The organism is Streptomyces sp. SLBN-8D4, from assembly GCF_049739545.1.
In the GTDB taxonomy this organism is placed as follows: Bacteria; Actinomycetota; Actinomycetes; order Streptomycetales; family Streptomycetaceae; genus Streptomyces; species Streptomyces canus_C.
Window position 1 is genome coordinate 5174158 of record NZ_JBMGQC010000001.1, and the last position, 16391, is coordinate 5190548.

Below are 16391 nucleotides of genomic sequence, written 5' to 3' on the forward strand. Positions count from 1 at the left end.
AGCACTTCTTCCGGAGGGGCACTTCTCAGCCAAGTTGTGACGTGTGTCACGCCCCCAGGATGGGAATCGCTGGGGGCATGACAGATGACGCCATAGCGAGTGGGCAGTCGGGGGTTTCCAAGGAACTCTCCGACGAAGAACGGCTTGCCCAGCTCGGCTACACGCAGGTCCTCGCCCGCCGCATGTCGGCGTTCTCCAACTACGCGGTCTCCTTCACGATCATCTCGGTCCTGTCGGGATGCCTGACCCTCTACCTCTTCGGCATGAACACGGGCGGTCCCGCCGTGATCACCTGGGGCTGGGTCGCCGTAGGCCTGATGACGCTGTTCGTGGGCCTGTCGATGGCCGAGATCTGCTCGGCGTACCCGACCTCCGCGGGCCTGTACTTCTGGGCCCACCGCCTGGCCCCGCCCCGGACCGCGGCCGCCTGGGCGTGGTTCACGGGCTGGTTCAACGTGCTGGGCCAGGTGGCGGTGACGGCGGGCATCGACTTCGGCGCCGCGTACTTCCTCGGCGCCTACCTGAACCTCCAGTTCGACTTCGAGGTGACGCCCGGCCGCACGATCCTGCTCTTCGCCGCGATCCTGATCCTGCATGGCCTCCTCAACACCTTCGGCGTGCGGATCGTCGCGCTGCTGAACAGTGTGAGCGTGTGGTGGCACGTGATCGGCGTGGCGGTCATCGTCGGCGCCCTCACCTTCGCCCCCGACAAGCACCAGTCGGCGTCCTTCGTCTTCGGCGAGTTCGTGAACAACACGGGCTGGGGGAGCGGGGTCTACGTCGTCCTGATCGGCCTCCTGATGGCCCAGTACACCTTCACTGGCTACGACGCCTCGGCCCACATGACCGAGGAGACCCACGACGCGTCCACGGCGGGCCCGAAGGGCATCGTCCAGTCGATCTGGACATCGTGGATAGCGGGCTTCGTGCTGCTCCTGGGCTTCACGTTCGCGATCCAGTCCTACGACGGCGCTCTCAACTCCCCGACCGGCGCGCCGCCCGCCCAGATCCTCCTCGACGCGCTCGGAGCCACGACCGGCAAGCTCCTGCTGCTGGTCGTGATCGGCGCCCAGCTGTTCTGCGGGATGGCCTCGGTGACCGCCAACAGCCGCATGATCTACGCCTTCTCACGCGACGGCGCGCTGCCCTTCTCGCACGTCTGGCACACGGTGAGCCCGCGCACCCGGACCCCGGTGGCGGCGGTGTGGCTGGCGGTGGGCGGCGCGCTGGTGCTGGGCCTGCCGTACCTGATCAACGCGACCGCGTACGCGGCGGTGACGTCCATCGCCGTCATCGGCCTCTACATCGCCTACGTCATCCCGACGCTGCTGCGGCTGCGCAAGGGCGAGGCGTTCGAGCGGGGGCCGTGGCACCTGGGCCGCTGGTCGCGCGCGATCGGCCTGGTGTCGGTGGCGTGGGTCGGCGTGATCACGATCCTCTTCATGCTCCCGCAGGTCTCCCCGGTCACCTGGGAGACCTTCAACTACGCCCCGATCGCCGTCCTGGCCGTCCTCGGCTTCGCATGGATCTGGTGGGCGGCGTCGGCCCGGCACTGGTTCCTGAACCCCGAGCACGAGCGCACCAAGGCCCGCGAGGCGGCCCGCGCGAACGCGCCCGAACCGGTCGATCCCTGATCTTCCCGCCCGTTCCGTCCGCCCGACGCGGCCGTGTCCCCGATACCCGATCGGAGACACGGCCACGTCCGGCTATGCTCGGGGAGGCAACATCGCCTGGGCCCTTAGCTCAATTGGCAGAGCAGTGGACTTTTAATCCATTGGTTGTGGGTTCGAGTCCCACAGGGCCTACCGGTGACAGGCGGCGCCCGGGTCGGCTTCGGTCGGGCCGGGCGCCGTTGTTGCGTCTGCACCGTCCACTGGCGCGAGCCCTGCGGCGTCAGACCCGGGTCAGGCGGACCGCCACCGTCTCGCCGACCGTAACCAGCCGGTCGTAGTCCGGGTCCGTCGCCGTCGCGCGGCCCTCGACCTCGACGTCCCCCTTCTGGAAGGGGACCGAGCCGGTGGGCACGGCCGTACCGGTCCAGGCGACCGGGGCGCCCGGGGTGCAGGAGACCGTCGTGGAGAAGGAACCGCGGATGAGGTCCCGCTTCTTCACCTGCGTGACGTCGCCCGCCACGGTCACCCGCACCGGCTTGTCGCAGCTCACGGTGCCGTGGAAGGTGGCCTTTCCGTTGAGCGAGCTCGCGGTGCCGTCGAGGGCGATGTCGAGGCCGAGGCCGAGTTCGGCCGGCGGGGCCGGATTCTCGATGTGGACCTCGCCGCGCGCGGCCGACGTGCCTCCCTCGCAGTGCTGCTCGAAGGCGGCGTCGAGCTTCTTCACATAGCCCTGGGGGCCGAACTCCACCGCGGAGACGGTGAAGGTGCCCGTGAGCTGGTTGCAGCCGCGGCCGTTGCCACTGAGGTCCAGGCCCGGTTCGGTCGCTTCGTTGAACGGGTAGCGGGTGGCTCCCGTGTAGGTCCCGGGCGTCAGGGCCTGGCCGGACGGTGCCGCGAGGTCCAGGGTCCACCAGTCGCCGTTCGCCCCGTCGACGGAGAGGGTGACCACCCCGTTGCCGGTGTTCGCGGAGACGTTCAGGCGGTCCTGGGACGACGTCGAGTAGGAGTAGGACTGGCCGCCGCTGATCCAGTCGCCCTCGTCACCGCTGAAGCTGAAGGAGCCCTCGGTGACCGGCAGGGCGTGCGCTTCGGTGCCGGAGAGCAGGCCGGTGGTGCCGGTGGCCATGGCCAGTGCCAGCGCGAGGGTGGCGGTGGCGCGGGTCAGGACGCGTCTGGGCAGACCGAGATTCATGGATGTTCCCCCTGGTGAGATGAGACGGACCCGGTGGGCGAGGCGAGTCTGCCAATGCGGGGGATGTGCGACAACTGTGTTTCAGGTGTGATGAGTTGAGGTTTCGGCCACGACCTGGAGTGCCCGCTTCTTTGTCACAGCTTGATCAGACGCGGCTCCTCGCTTTGATCTTCCATGGCCGTGTCCTGCCTAGGCTGGGCCGCCTTCGGGGTGGGTCCGTAGGGGGAGTTGAAGATGGTGCGACACAGATCGCTCGCTTTCGCCGGGGTGGCCGCGCTGGTGTCGCTGGCCGCTGCCGGCGGTTCCGCGCAGGCGGCCTCGGGGTCCCTGACCGTCACCACGCTGGGGCGGCACGGCGCCAAGGTCGCGACGACGGTCACCGTCGTCGCGATGCCGTCCGGGCACACGTACAGCGTGCGGTCCGGCAAGCGGCTCAGCCTGCCCGCGGGGCGCTACATCGCGATGACCGACATCTGGGAGCACGGCTCGGAGGATCTGGGCACGGACACCTTCGGAGCGCTGGACCTCAAGGTCTCGGGCAACAGGTCGGTGACGCTCGACGCGCGCAAGGGCAAGGCCGTCAAGGTGTCGCTGGACACGCCGGCCGATGTGACCGGCCCGCCGAGGATCAGCGCGCAGATATGCGCCGGCGCGGTCGGCGACATGCCCTCCCCTTACAGCGCGAGCGGCTGGAACTACCAGGGGGCCCTCTACGCCATTCCGAACTCCTCCAAGCTGCTGCAGTTCGGGTACCTGGCGCAGTGGACGGGCAACGACAGCTATGTCGCGGTGAAGAACGCCACGGGTGTCCCCGCCGCGCCCGGCGGGTCGTACCAGCGGGCGGGGCTGGCGACGATGCGCTTCTCCGTGCGGAGCGGCACGCAGATGGCCCGGGAGAACGACACCGCGCTCAAGGCGGCGCCGAAGACCGACGACTGCACGAGCACCCTGAGGGCTGATGTCCGCGACGACAGCGCCCCGTACAGCTCCACCGTTCACGTGACGCCCGGGACCTGGCAGCCGAGCGATGCCCTCATCGCGGGCAACGGGGACGACGTCGGCGGGGGATTCCCGGCGGTCAGGACGCTGAAGGCGGGACAGAGCTTCACCCAGTCCTTCGGCCGGGCCGTGTGGAGCCCGATGCACTATCTCCCGGTGATCTCGCAGAGGTCTGTCGGCTTCAGCCCGGACGCCCTGATCGGCGACCCCGACGTCGGCCTCTACGGCGCCGATCCGACCAAGGAGACGGTGGTTCTCACGAAGGGAAGCGCCACCGTCAAGAAGCAGACCCTGACCAACTGGGGTACCGGCGACGCGGTGTTCTCCGCCGGGATCCGCTCGGCCGGCTGGTACGACCTGACCGTCGACGCCCATCGCTACCGTCCCGGCATCACCTTCCCGGCCGGGATGCTGTCGTCGCGCGTCACCCTCGACTGGCACTTCAAGGCCGATCCGGCCGAGTCGATGGTCGCGCCCGTCTTCATGACCCGGTTCCTGCCCGTCGGACTCGACAGCCACAACCAGGCCGGCGCGAACAGCACCACCACGGTCGACGTCAGCGCCGGGCGGGGCTCACAGGGGGACGCGAGGTTCACGACGGTGATCGCCAAGTCCGTCCGCGTCTGGTCGTCCGCCGACGGCGGCAGGACCTGGAAGGCCGCGGCCGTCAAGCACTCCGGCTCGACCTGGCAGGCGGCCGTGCACAATCCGGCCTCCGGCGCGGTCGCCCTGCGCTCCGAGGTGACCGACGCGGCCGGCGACCGCTCGGTGGAGACGGTCTACCGGGCGTACGCCGTCGGCTGAGGTCCCTCGTCACGTCAGATGGCGATTGGGTGCCTTCGCTCGGTCCTCGTACTCGCTCAGCACCACCACGTCCACGCCCTTCGCCGTGAGCAGCCCGGTCCCGTCCGCTGCTGCCACGAAGGTGTCCGGCTCCCGCCACGCCGTCACCACCCGGCGCACTCCCGCGTCCAGGATCAGGCGGGCGCAGGGGGCCGGGCGGGAGGCGCGGTGGGTGCAGGGTTCCAGGCTGGTGTAGACGGTGGCCGAGGCCAGGCGGGGGTCGGCCGGATCGATCTTCGCGAGCGCCGCCTCCTCCGCGTGGACGACCGGGTCGTCGCCCTCCCTGGAGTGGCCGCGCGCCAGCTCCGTGCCGTCGGCCGCCACCACCACCGCGCCCACGCTGAACGCCGTCCGTGAAGGCGGGCAGCGGATCGCCAACTCGCAGGCCAGCGCGAGCCAGTGGTGGTCCGCGGCGGCGGGAACCAGGCCGGTGCCGGGGGCCGTGGGCTCGTAGCGCATCAGGACGACGTCCTCGATACGGCGGGTCTCCACCAGGCGCAGCCGGCCGGACTGGTACGTGCCCGACCCGAAGAGGCGCGGGGCCTCGGGGCTGCCGACGAAGAGGGGGGCCAGGACGAGCTGCACCTCGTCCGCGAGGCCCTGCTGGAGGAGCTGGGTGTGGATCCGCCCGCCGCCCTCCACCATCAGCCGGTCCACTCCACGCTCCTCGTGCAGGTGCTCCAGCAGGCGGCGCCAGTCGAGTTCGGGGCCGAGGGGGACCACGTCGGCCGCCAGGCCCAGCGCGCGGGCCCGCTGCGCGCCCTGGTCCGTCGTGAAGACCAGCTTGTCGCCGCCGGTGTGCCAGAAGTTCGCGTCCGGGTCCAGCTCGCCCGAGCCGCTGACCGTGACCTTCAGAGGGTACGGCGGCTTCCCGGCGGCGACCCGGGCCGCGCGGCGCGCCTCGGAGTTCACCAGCAGGCGGGGGTTGTCGGCGCGGATCGTGCCCGCGCCGACGAGGATCGCGTCCACCGAGGCGCGGACCTCGTCCACGCGGTCGAAGTCGGCCGGGCCGGACAGGAGGAGGCGGTCGGGGCCGGTGTCGTCGAGGTAGCCGTCGAGGGAGACCGCGGCGGAGAGGAGGACGTAGGGGTGGGGCATCGGGACGGTCCCTCTCGGAAACGGGTGCGGGAGCTTCAGGGGCGGCGGGCTTCAGGTGCAGCGAGCTTCAGGAGTGCGGCGGGCTTGGTTCAAGTTTGAAGCAAACCTACACTGGGAGCATGACGACCCGCTGGCTCAGCCCCGACGAGCAGCGAGCCTGGCGTGCGTACATCGCCGCCTCGCTCCTCCTGGAGGACACCATCGACCGGCAGCTCCAGCAGGAGGCCGGCATGCCACACCTGTACTACTCCATCCTCGCCAACCTCTCCGAGACCCCGGAACGGCGGCTGCGGATGACCGAGCTCGCCGAGGGGCTGAAGATCACCCGGCCCCGGCTGACGTACGCCGTAGCCCGGCTGGAGAAGGACGGGCTGGTGCGGCGCGAGAGCTGCGAGTCGGACAAGCGCGGCAGCATCGCGGTCCTCACGGGCGAGGGTATGGCGGTACTGGAGCGGACGGCGCCCGGGCACGTGGAGACGGTCCGCGCCGCGCTCTTCGACCGGCTCACCCCGGAGCAGGTGGGGCAGCTGGAGGACATCTTCACCGGCGTCGCCGCGGGGCTCCAGGGGGAGGACGGGCCCTTCGAGGGGCTCCCGTGGCGCCGGCGGTCGGCCCCGCCCTGTTCCTGAGCGCCGTGTTCCTGGGAAGTCCACGTGTGACGAGCGCCATAAAGCCGTTGCTTCAAATTTAAAGCATGGGGTAGGGTCTCGATCAGTAGAACTGCTTCAAATCTGAAGCAGGTGTGTCCACGGAGCGGAGTACCCGCATGTCCGACCTGCCCGCAGCCACCCAGCGCTCCCGCGTCCGCGTCCCGTTGCGCTTCGGGGACGGCTACCGCGTAGACGCCGAGCTCGTCACTTTCCACGGCCTGATCGACGGGCAGGAGCACCTCGCCGTCGTCCTCGGCGACCCCGCGCCCGGCACCGTCCCGCTGGTGCGGCTGCACTCCGAGTGCCTCACCGGTGACGTCTTCGGCTCCGCGCGCTGCGACTGCGGCCCGCAGCTGCGCGAGGCGGTCGAGCGCATAGCCGGGCGCGGCGGAGTCCTGCTCTACCTCCGCCAGGAGGGCCGCGGCATCGGCCTCTACAACAAGCTCGACGCGTACGCCCTCCAGGACCAGGGCCTCGACACCTACGCCGCGAACACCGCGCTGGGCCTGCCCGAGGACGCCCGCGACTACACGGCGGCCGCGCAGATGCTCCAGGCCCTCGGGATCGCCGAGCTCGACCTGCTCTCCAACAACCCCGACAAGGCGGGCCAGTTGCGCGACCTCGGCATCGACGTCGGCGACCGGGTCCCCACCGGTGTCTTCACCACCGCCCACAACGTCCGCTACCTGCGCGCGAAGGTCCTCCAGACCCAGCACACGCTGCCGCTGGGCGAGTTGACCGAACTCGGCGTCGGCTGAGCTCGGCGCTTTCGGTGGCGGCGGGGGTCGAGGTCGTCACCGGGCTCCTGCGGCTCACGCCGGACGACGGGGCCGTACCGAAACTCCCTCGTGGCCGCCACGCGGGAAACCGGGCCTCCGGGACACCCCTGGCGCGAACCACCTCGCGGATGACGTATGCTGGTCACACAACGACGCGGGGTGGAGCAGCTCGGTAGCTCGCTGGGCTCATAACCCAGAGGTCGCAGGTTCAAATCCTGTCCCCGCTACTCAAGGCTCAGGGCCGGATTCCAGTTCACTGGAATCCGGCCCTGAGTGTTTTCCCACGGTCGGCGACGTCTCGGCGGCCGTCGTGACGCGGGGTGAGCGGGTGGCCGCCCTCCGCATAACAACTGACGTACCGTCAATGCCGGTGTGTCGCCTGGGGCGGGGTCAACTCGCCCGTTTTTCACCGTTCATGGGCCGTAAGTCCTCCGGGATTTCGTTAATGATCAAGCGGAACAGCTTGGAATCGGACCCCCGGGTCTATTAACGTTCGATAACGCAGCGCGGTCGTCCCAGCCGTCACAAGAGACGGCTCCGTGCTCACGCGCCGAATTCCGCAAGGGAACCGGGGAACCACCAACTTGGGGTGAATCGCTCGTAGTCCGCCGTGGCAGCACGGCGGGTATACGCGCGTAGGAGACCTTCCTGCTCCGAACCCGTCAGCTAACCCGGTAGGCGAGAAGGAAGGAAAGGAGCGCGCCCACGTGGCGTCCAACCCGCCTGCCCCCGAGGCGCCGTACGTACCCAGCGACACCCTCGTGTACGGCGGTTACCGCGCCGACGACGAGGCCCTGCTCGGCGAGTGGAACCCGACCGCGGACTCCCTCGCCCCCGTACGAGGCCGGCATCGCGTCGCCAAGCAGCGTGGCGGAGGATTCGCCCGTAGCTCCACGGTTCTGGGCGTCGGTGTCATAGCCGCCGTCAGCGCGGGCGGTATGGCCAGCGCCAACACCGGCAAGCCCCCGGTCTCCATCTCCATGCCCGACCTGGGCTCCGTGAGCTCGCTCATCTCGGACGACTCCGGCTCCGCCGCGGACGACACGAGCGCCTTCAGCAGCGTCGGCGCCACCACCGCCGACACCGCCCAGGGCACCTCGGACGCCGGTGAGGCGCTGCGCTCGCGCATCCTGGCCCAGGCCGAGGTGCAGCAGGGCCAGCTCGACACCAAGGCCGCCCAGGCCGTCGCGGGCCGCCGCCGAGAAGGAGGCCGACGAGGCCGCCGCCAAGGCGGAGAAGGAGGCCCAGGAGAAGGCCACCGCCGCGAAGAAGAAGGCGGAGGAGGCGGCCGCGAAGGTGGCCGAGGCCGCGCGCCTGGCCGAGCTCGCCAAGCAGTACACGCTGCCGACCTCGTCGTACACCATCACGGGGACCTTCGGTCAGGCCGGTTCGCTGTGGTCCTCCGGCTATCACACGGGCCTCGACTTCGCCGCCCCCACGGGCACGCTCATCAAGGCGATCCACAGCGGCACCATCACCGAGGCCGGCTGGGCCGGTTCCTACGGCTACCGCACGATCCTCACCCTCGACGACGGCACCGAGCTGTGGTTCTGCCACCAGTCCTCGATCAGTGTCAGCGTCGGCCAGAAGGTCGGCACCGGTGACGTCATCGGCCGCGTGGGCGCCACCGGCAACGTGACCGGCGCGCACCTGCACCTGGAGGTCCACCCGGGCGGCGCGGCGACCGGGATCGACCCGATGGCGTGGCTGCGCGGCAAGGGTCTCACTCCCTGAGGTTTCCTCCGCACTCCGGCAGCCCTGGCGACGTCCCCCCGACGCCAGGGCCGCCGGAGTTCCGGAGTGGATCATTCCGCCTGTTTGCGAGGACTTTGCGGCCACAGCGGAAGACCGGCGTCCGGCACGGGCGTTGACGTACGACATGACGTCTCTTCGCAAGCTCGGCTCCTCCGACCTCAAGGTCTTCCCGCTCTCCCTCGGCGGCAACGTCTTCGGCTGGACCGCCGACGAGGCCACATCCTTCGGCGTCCTCGACGCGTACACCGCGGCCGGCGGCAACTTCGTCGACACGGCCGACTCGTACTCGTCGTGGGCCGACGGCAACTCCGGCGGCGAGTCCGAGACGGTCATCGGCAACTGGATGGCGGCCCGCGGCAACCGCGACGACGTCGTCATCGCCACGAAGGTCAGCCAGCACCCCGACTTCCCCGGCCTGACCGCCACCAACATCAAGGCGGCCGCCGACGCCTCGCTGCAGCGCCTGCGCACCGACCGCATCGACCTCTACTACACCCACTTCGACAAGCCCGAGGTGCCGGTCGAGGAGATCATCGGCGCGCTGGACGAGCTGGTGAAGGCGGGCAAGGTGCGGGCGATCGGCGCCTCCAACATCTCCGCCGCGCGGCTCTCGGAGTCCCTCGCCTTCTCCGACCGCGAGGGCCTGGCGCGCTATGTCGCCCTCCAGCCCCACTACAACCTGGTCTCCCGCGACACCTACGAAGGCGAGCTGGAGTCGGTGGCCGCCCGCGCGGGTCTCGCCGCGGTCCCGTACTACGCCCTCGCCTCCGGGTTCCTCACCGGCAAGTACCGCCCGGGCGCGACGGTCGCCGGTCCGCGGGCCGCGGGCGCCGGAAAGCACCTGGACACCGAACGCGGCCGGAAGGTCCTCGCGGCCCTGGACGACATCGCCGAGGCCCACACGGTCCCGGTCGCCACAGTCGCCCTCGCCTGGCTCGCGGCCCAGCCGACGGTGGCGGCCCCGATCGCCTCCGCCCGCACGGTGGAACAGCTGCCGGCGCTGCTGGGGGTCGGGGAGCTGACGCTGACGGAGGAGGAAGTGGCTCGCCTGACGCAGGCGTCGGCCTGACTCCCGGCCCTACGTCCGGTACGGGTTGTAGGCGGGGTACGGCACCGCCGGGTGGACGCCGTGGACGGGGTGGATGGGGGGCGTCGGCTGGGCCGGGTGAGCCGGGTGAGCCGGGTTGGCCGGATATCCGTAGACGCCGTACACCGGCCAGGGCGGTGCGGCCACCGGTACCGGCGGTGCCGTCATCCGCGCCGCGTGGTCCAGCGCCGGCCGGGCCACCTCCCGTCGCCGCCACAGCTCGTGCAGCAGCTCCCGCTCCCGTACGACGAAGTCCGCGTTCGCCCGCCCGAGCCGCCCCCGACGCCGTAGGAACGCCAGGGACGTCGCGTACGCCTCGTACTGCGAGACCGCCCGTGCCGCGGCCCGCCCGCCGAACTGACGCCGCGCGTAGTCCCTCGCCACCCGCCGCGCCCGCATCGAGCCCAGCGCGTACGGCTCGGTCGGCGTCAGCCACCCGGCGACGGCGTACGCGGGCAGCTCCTCGCGCACGGTCCTGAGCTCCCGCTGCCGTGTCCAGATGACCAGCCAGGTCAGCAGCGCGAACGCCGGCACCATGAACATCGCGTACACCGCGAAGAACCCGTACTGCCCGAAGGTCGACGAGCCGTTCCACGTCGCGTGCATGCCCATCGCGAGCAGCAGTCCGGACAGCGGGAGCAGAACCCGCCGTACGTGCTGGCGTTCCGCCGACAGCGCGGAGATGCCGAAGCCGATGCCGGTGAGGACGGTGAACAGCGGGTGCGCGAACGGTGACATCACCACGCGCACGAAGAAGGTCGCGGCCGTGACGGAGGCGATGCCGCCGTCGCCGTTGAGCTGGTCGGTGCCGAAGGCGGTGCCGAGGTAGAGGATGTTCTCGGTGAAGGCGAAACCGGTGGCGGTGACCCCCGCTATCACCACGCCGTCGACGATCCCGGTGAAGTCCCGTCTGCGGAACAGGAAGACGAGCAGTACGGCGGCGGCCTTGGCCGACTCCTCGACGATCGGCGCTATCACGGTCGCGCCGAGGGTGTCCGCGCCGGAGGGGTCGGCGGTCGCCGTCGCTATCCACTTCGTCGCGAAGCTGTTGGCGATGATCGCTATCAGGGCGGCCGCGCAGGCGCCCCAGGCGAAGGCGAACAGCAGATTGCGCCAGGGCCCCGGTTCGACCCGGTCGAGCCAGCGGAACGCGGCTATGAGCAGCGGTACGGGCAGGACGGCGAGCCCCAGCCCGACCAGGAACCCCTCGGTACCGGTCTGTTGGCGGACCAGGGCGAGGATGACGAGCCCGGACAGTGTGAGGAGCGTGATCAGCGCGCCGTAGCGCACCCACTTCCGCTGCCACCAGTGCGCATGCCGCAGCGCGGTGCCACCGGTGGGGTCACCGGGGTACGTCGGATACGGGGGACAGGTGGCCACAGCATCGACCTTAACGAGACAGGGGCGCCGCCCGCAGGTGGAGCGGGTGCTCAGGCGCGGGTGGGGGACTGGTCGGAGCGGTCGGGTCGGACGCCGTGCTGTACGCGGCGGAACAGCAGGTCGTTCACGACATGTCCCTTCTCCAGTCCCTGCCCCTCGAAACGGGTCAGCGGCCGGAAGTCGGGACGCGCCGCGAAACCGCCGTCTGCCTGTGTGTTCTCGAAGTCCGGGTGCGCGGTGAGTACGTCGAGCATCTGTTCGGCGTACGGCTCCCAGTCGGTGGCGCAGTGCACCAGCGCGCCGGGCCGCAGGCGGGTCGCGGCCAGGTCCAGGAACTCCGGCTGGATCAGCCGCCGCTTGTGGTGCCGCTTCTTGGGCCAGGGGTCGGGGAAGTACACGCGCAGTCCGTCGAGCGAGTCCCTGGTGAGCATCTCGCGCAGCAGGATGATGGCGTCGCCGTTGCCGACCCCGGATGTTGGACAGTTTCTGCTGCTCGGCGAGGTTGAGCAGGTTCCCCTGCCCCGGAGTGTGCACGTCGACGGCGAGGATGTTGGTGTCGGGGGCCGCAGCGGCCATCTGCGCGGTGGCCTCACCCATGCCGAACCCGATCTCCAGCACCACGGGGTTGTCGTTCCCGAACAGCTCGCCGAGGTCGATCGTGCGCTGCCCGTCGATGTCGAGGCCCCACGTGGGCCACAGGCGCTGCAACGCGTCCGCCTGCCCCGCCGTCACCCGGCTCCGCCGGGGCTGGAAACTCCGGATCCGCCGCTCGAAGTGCGACCCTGCGGGATCAGCACTGGGTCCGTCGGGGAACCGCGGCTCCCCTTTGGCCCGGGTGTGCCGGACAGGAACACCCGGCACATGCCGAGCGGCCTCACCGGGGGCGGCGGGCCGGGACCGGGGGGCTTCGGGGGCGTTGAGGAAGTCAGACACAGTGGGGTCGATTTTACGGTGACCTCGGGGAGCAGCGCCGCTGAGGGATGTTTTGGGGGCTTGGGTGGGGGTGAGTGCGTCGGGGGCGGTACGTGCGGGGCGGCGGCTCCTGGGCTGTGGGGCGCGGGGGTGGCGGCGTCTGGGCTGTTGAGCGCGGGGTGGGGCGTTCGGGGCGTCAGGCTGGGGCGGCCGGGTCCGTGGTGTGCGGGGCGGCCACGTCCGGGGGCCTGCCTCGTGGTGTCCGGGGCGCCGGCTTCTGGGGCGTCATGTTGGGGAGGCTGTGGGCGGTGGCTGCATCTGGGGCGGCCGGGTCCGTCGTGTGCGGGGCGGCCACGTCCGGGGCCCGCCCCCTCGTCGTGTCCGGGGCGTCGGCTTCTGGGGCGTCATGTGCGGGAGGCTGTGGGCGGTGGCTACGTCTGGGGGCCGGTCCGGGGCCGTCGCGTTCGGGCTGCGGTATCCGGGGGTCCTGTCGCGGCCGGCGTCTTCGGGTAGCCGGGTCCGGGGTGCCCTGTCCGGGCCCGGCGCGTGGGGATGGCCGCGTGCGGTGCCGGGTCCGTCGTGTCCTAGGGGGCCGGGTCCGGGGCGTCACGTCCGAGACGCCGCGCGCAGTGGCTTCCTCTGGCGCGTCACGACCGGAAGAGCCGCGTCCGGGTTGTCGCGTCCGCGCTGTCACCGATGAGCGACGGCACCTGTACGCCTCATGTCGAGCGCAGTGCCTCCAGGGCCCGGCGGGCCACCTCTCGGCCGATCGGGAGGGACGCCGTCGCCGCGGGTGAGGGTGCGTTCAGTACGTGTACCGCGCGCGGTCCTTCACGGATCAGGAAGTCGTCCACCAGCGTGCCGTCCCGGAGTACGGCCTGGGCCCGCACGCCGGCTGCCGAGGGCACCAGGTCATCCGGGGTGACAGCGGGCAGCAGCCTCCGCACCGCCGTGGTGAACGCTCTTCGCGACACCGACCGCCGCAGCTCACCCGTGCCGTACCGCCAGTGCCGCCGGGCGATCTGCCAGGACCCCGGCCAGGCCAGCGTGGCCCCCAGCTCCCGAGGCCGCACGGTTCTCCAGTCGTACCCCTCCCGGGCCAGCGCCGGGACCGCGTTGGGCCCGATGTGCACCCCTCCGTCGATCCCGCGCGTGAGATGCACCCCGAGGAACGGAAACGCCGGATCCGGCACCGGATACACCAGTCCCCGCACCAGCTCGGGCCGCGCCAGCGTGTAGTACTCGCCGCGGAACGGCACGATCCGCATCTCGGGCTCGTCGCCGGTCAGCCGCGCCACCTCGTCGCAGTGCAGCCCGGCGCAGTTCACCAGCACCCGCGCCCGTACGACGTCTCCGGCGCTCGTCAGCACGGCGACCCCGAGCTCCGGGCGCCGGTCGATCCGGCGCACCTCGGCGCCGTACCGGATCTCCGCGCCCGACGCCTCGGCCAGCTGCCGCGCGACCCCGACGAAGTCGCACACCCCGGTCGTCCCGACGTGTATGGCGGCGAGCCCCTCCACCTCGGGCTCGTACTCCGCGATCTGGGCGGCGCCCAGTTCCCGCACCGGAATGCCGTTCTCCCGGCCGCGCTGCACCAGGCCGTGCAGCCGGGGCAGCTCGTCGCGCTCGGTCGCGACGATCAGCTTGCCGGTGACGGCGTGAGCGATGCCGTACTCCGAGCAGAACTTGACCATCTCGGCGGCGCCCCGCACCGCGTACCGCGCCTTGAGCGATCCCGGCTTGTAGTAGATCCCGCTGTGGATCACTCCGCTGTTCCGCCCGGTCTGATGCCGAGCGGGCCCCGCCTCCTTCTCCAGCACGACGACCCGGGTGCCCGGCGTACCGCGTGTGATCGCGTACGCCGTGGACAACCCGACAATGCCCCCACCGACCACGAGCACGTCACAGTCGTAAGCGATCCCGGACAGCACCTGCACCACCTCCCACCCCCGATAGTGCACTGCACCACTGACAGTCACTTCAAACGCAGGGGGCGGTGCCGCCGTCCGGGACTCAAGCCGGAGCCATCAGCAGCGGCCGGGCCCGCTCCCGGAGCTCCACCACCCGGGGCTCGTCCCCGTAGGGCTCCAGCCGGTGCAGGAGGTCCTTCACGTACTCGGTGGTACGGGCCGAGGAGATGCGCCCCGCGACCTCCACCGCCCGCACGCCCTGCTCGCACGCCGCGTCGAGGTTGCCCGACTCGAGCTCGGCGACCGCGGAGACGACGAGCCGCAGCCCGTGCGAGCGTACGAACTCCTCCGTCGGCTGCGACAGCGCCTGCTCCGTGAAGCGGCGGACCTGGCGCGGTGCCTTCAGGTCGCGGTAGCACTCGGCCGCGTCGGCGGCGAAGCGGTCGTACGAGTAGAAGCCGAGCCAGGACGGGTCGTTGTCCCCCTCCCGGGACCGCTCCAGCCACCCCTCGGCCGCCTTGAGCGCCGCTCCGGCCGCGACGGCGTCACCCGCACGCGCGTGTGCCCGCGCCTCGACGAGCCGGAAGAAACTCATGGTGCGGGCGGTCGCCAGCCCCCGGTTGCGCTCCAGCGCGGCCTGCGCGAGATCGACGCCCTCGTCGCCGAAGCCCCGGTAGGTCGCCTGCAACGACATCGACGCCAGTACATAACCGCCGAGGGGGACGTCGGCGGCCGCGCGTGCCAGCCGCAGTGCCTGGATGTAGTACCGCTGCGCCGCCTCCTGCTGGCCCGTGTCGAAGGCCATCCAGCCCGCGAGCCGGGTCAGTTCGGCGGAGGCGCCGAACAGGGCGCGCCCCACCTCGTCGGAGTACGCGCCCAGCAGCAGCGGCGCCGCCTCCACTCGTAAGCACTCCGGCACCATGGACGAACGCCAGTCGCCGCCTCCGTACTTGGAGTCCCAGCGCCTGGCGTCCTCGGCGGCCTCCCGCAGCTTCTGCACATCGCTGTGGCCGACTTTGAGCGGTGCGCCGGAGTCCTCGGAGTGGTTCACCTCGCGCGCCACCGAGCTGTCGGCCGGGGTTATCAGCCACCGTGAGGCGGGCGTTGCGTATGCGCTCACTGCGAAGGAACCGGCGAGGGACTGCCAGATGCCGCCCGCGCCGGACCGGCGCCCTGCGAGGTCCAGGCGGTAGAGCTCGGTGGCCGACCTGACGGCCTGTCCGACGTCCCTGGGGAAGGCGAGGCCCACCTCCGGCGCGGGATCCGCGTCCGCCAGGCCGATCTCGTGGAGCGGCACCGGTCGGCCGAGCTTCTGGCCTATGGCGGCCGCGATGAGGTGCGGCGCCGCACCCTGCGGAACCATCCCCTTCGACACCCAGCGCGCCACCGACGTCTTGTCGTAGCGAAGAGTCAACCCGCGTTGAGCGCCAAGATCGTTGACGCGACGCGCGAGTCCTGCGTTGCTGATTCCCGCGAGGGCGAGAACGGCGCCGAGTTTTTCGTTCGGCCCGCGTTGCTCCCTGGACATGCGCCACCCCTCGACACAGACGGCTGCCGCGCTGGCATAACCACGCGGCATTCGTAAACCCAGCGTAGTTCGCCGCATCCCAAGCGTTAAGGGGCATTGTTCCGGATGGCGGGATTGTGGTCCGTACTGAAGTGCGGGTCCGATACGCGCAGTTGCGTCGTGCTCCTGTTGTGTGGCCGTGCGCCCGTGCGTGCGCTCTTCTCCGGCCACCGGGGGAGCGCTTCCATGGATGATGCGTGGGTCGGCCCGCTGTACTGGATCCAGTGGGCTGGGGGACACCGCCGCCTACATCCCCGCGGGCGGCGGACCGGCCCGGGGGGCGAAGTGGCGTCTCCCGGGCTGCGCGCCTGTCGTGCGGCGCGCGGACTGTGCACGGAGCGTGCGCGAGCCTGTCCCCATGACGCCGATTTGGCCGAAAACCGACCCTTGCCTTCGTGGGTGATCAGCCCTCCTACCATGGCAGTTGAGGGCGCGTTAGGCGTTTTTGGGGAGCGTTTCGGGGGCGCATTCGCGTCGCACATCCCTTGCCTGGCACGGGCGTTCGCAGGCGTACGCGGGTGTTCCCAGGGGCGCGTTCCCCGCATCTCGACAGGCTCCACCGGCCCTCCGGCATGCTTCCTTCATGGCAGCATGGTGACCGGTTCG

At 70.9% G+C, this 16391-nt stretch carries 10 protein-coding genes, 2 tRNA genes, 2 pseudogenes and 1 riboswitch; of the genes and pseudogenes, 8 read left to right on the forward strand and 6 right to left on the reverse strand.

The window, feature by feature from the left end; translation table 11 throughout:
* Positions 1–77 precede the first annotated feature (77 nt).
* Positions 78–1634: an amino acid permease gene (locus RKD20_RS23415; RefSeq protein WP_424879420.1), complete on the forward strand. Its 1557-nt coding sequence runs from the start codon at positions 78–80 to the stop codon at positions 1632–1634.
* 98 nt (positions 1635–1732) lie between these two features.
* Positions 1733–1805: transfer RNA gene (locus RKD20_RS23420), tRNA-Lys, on the forward strand.
* Positions 1806–1893: 88 nt separating this feature from the next.
* On the opposite strand, the gene RKD20_RS23425 is transcribed toward RKD20_RS23420, so the two are convergent.
* On the reverse strand, positions 1894–2805 hold the full coding sequence (locus RKD20_RS23425; protein ID WP_424879421.1) for a hypothetical protein: 912 nt from the start codon (positions 2803–2805) through the stop codon (positions 1894–1896).
* Positions 2806–3039: 234 nt separating this feature from the next.
* On the opposite strand from RKD20_RS23425, the gene RKD20_RS23430 reads away from it, so the two are divergent.
* Positions 3040–4608 (forward strand): hypothetical protein, encoded by a 1569-nt coding sequence (locus RKD20_RS23430; RefSeq protein ID WP_424879422.1) that lies wholly within the window; start codon positions 3040–3042, stop codon positions 4606–4608.
* A 9-nt stretch (positions 4609–4617) separates the two neighbouring features.
* On the opposite strand, the gene RKD20_RS23435 is transcribed toward RKD20_RS23430, so the two are convergent.
* Positions 4618–5745, reverse strand: coding sequence for a dihydrofolate reductase family protein (locus tag RKD20_RS23435; protein ID WP_424879423.1), 1128 nt, complete (start codon positions 5743–5745; stop codon positions 4618–4620).
* Between the two features lie 119 nt (positions 5746–5864).
* Here RKD20_RS23435 and RKD20_RS23440 point away from each other — a divergent pair, with 119 nt between their 5' ends.
* The 5 genes and pseudogenes from RKD20_RS23440 to RKD20_RS23460 all read left to right on the forward strand — a co-directional run bounded on the left by RKD20_RS23440 (position 5865) and on the right by RKD20_RS23460 (position 9998).
* The gene (locus tag RKD20_RS23440; protein ID WP_424879424.1) at positions 5865–6374 is read left to right on the forward strand and encodes a MarR family winged helix-turn-helix transcriptional regulator; all 510 of its coding nucleotides are present in this window, start codon (positions 5865–5867) and stop codon (positions 6372–6374) included.
* 137 nt (positions 6375–6511) lie between these two features.
* On the forward strand, positions 6512–7153 hold the full coding sequence (locus tag RKD20_RS23445; protein ID WP_424879425.1) for a GTP cyclohydrolase II: 642 nt from the start codon (positions 6512–6514) through the stop codon (positions 7151–7153).
* A 174-nt stretch (positions 7154–7327) separates the two neighbouring features.
* Positions 7328–7401: transfer RNA gene (locus tag RKD20_RS23450), tRNA-Met, on the forward strand.
* Positions 7402–7712: 311 nt separating this feature from the next.
* A riboswitch (cyclic di-AMP (ydaO/yuaA leader) is annotated at positions 7713–7870 on the forward strand.
* A gap of 11 nt (positions 7871–7881) precedes the next feature.
* A pseudogene (locus tag RKD20_RS23455) lies at positions 7882–8908 on the forward strand (M23 family metallopeptidase).
* Between the two features lie 145 nt (positions 8909–9053).
* Positions 9054–9998, forward strand: coding sequence for an aldo/keto reductase (locus RKD20_RS23460; protein ID WP_424879426.1), 945 nt, complete (start codon positions 9054–9056; stop codon positions 9996–9998).
* Positions 9999–10007: 9 nt separating this feature from the next.
* On the opposite strand, the gene RKD20_RS23465 is transcribed toward RKD20_RS23460, so the two are convergent.
* The 4 genes and pseudogenes from RKD20_RS23465 to RKD20_RS23480 form a co-directional block, all read right to left on the reverse strand.
* On the reverse strand, positions 10008–11396 hold the full coding sequence (locus RKD20_RS23465) for a PrsW family intramembrane metalloprotease (RefSeq protein WP_424879427.1): 1389 nt from the start codon (positions 11394–11396) through the stop codon (positions 10008–10010).
* A 50-nt stretch (positions 11397–11446) separates the two neighbouring features.
* A pseudogene (trmB, locus tag RKD20_RS23470) lies at positions 11447–12329 on the reverse strand (tRNA (guanosine(46)-N7)-methyltransferase TrmB).
* Positions 12330–13027: 698 nt separating this feature from the next.
* Positions 13028–14248: an L-2-hydroxyglutarate oxidase gene (gene lhgO, locus RKD20_RS23475; RefSeq protein ID WP_424879428.1), complete on the reverse strand. Its 1221-nt coding sequence runs from the start codon at positions 14246–14248 to the stop codon at positions 13028–13030.
* 73 nt (positions 14249–14321) lie between these two features.
* A complete protein-coding gene (locus RKD20_RS23480) occupies positions 14322–15746 on the reverse strand; it encodes an MFS transporter (RefSeq protein WP_424879429.1) in 1425 nt (474 codons plus the stop codon).
* Positions 15747–16391 lie beyond the last annotated feature (645 nt).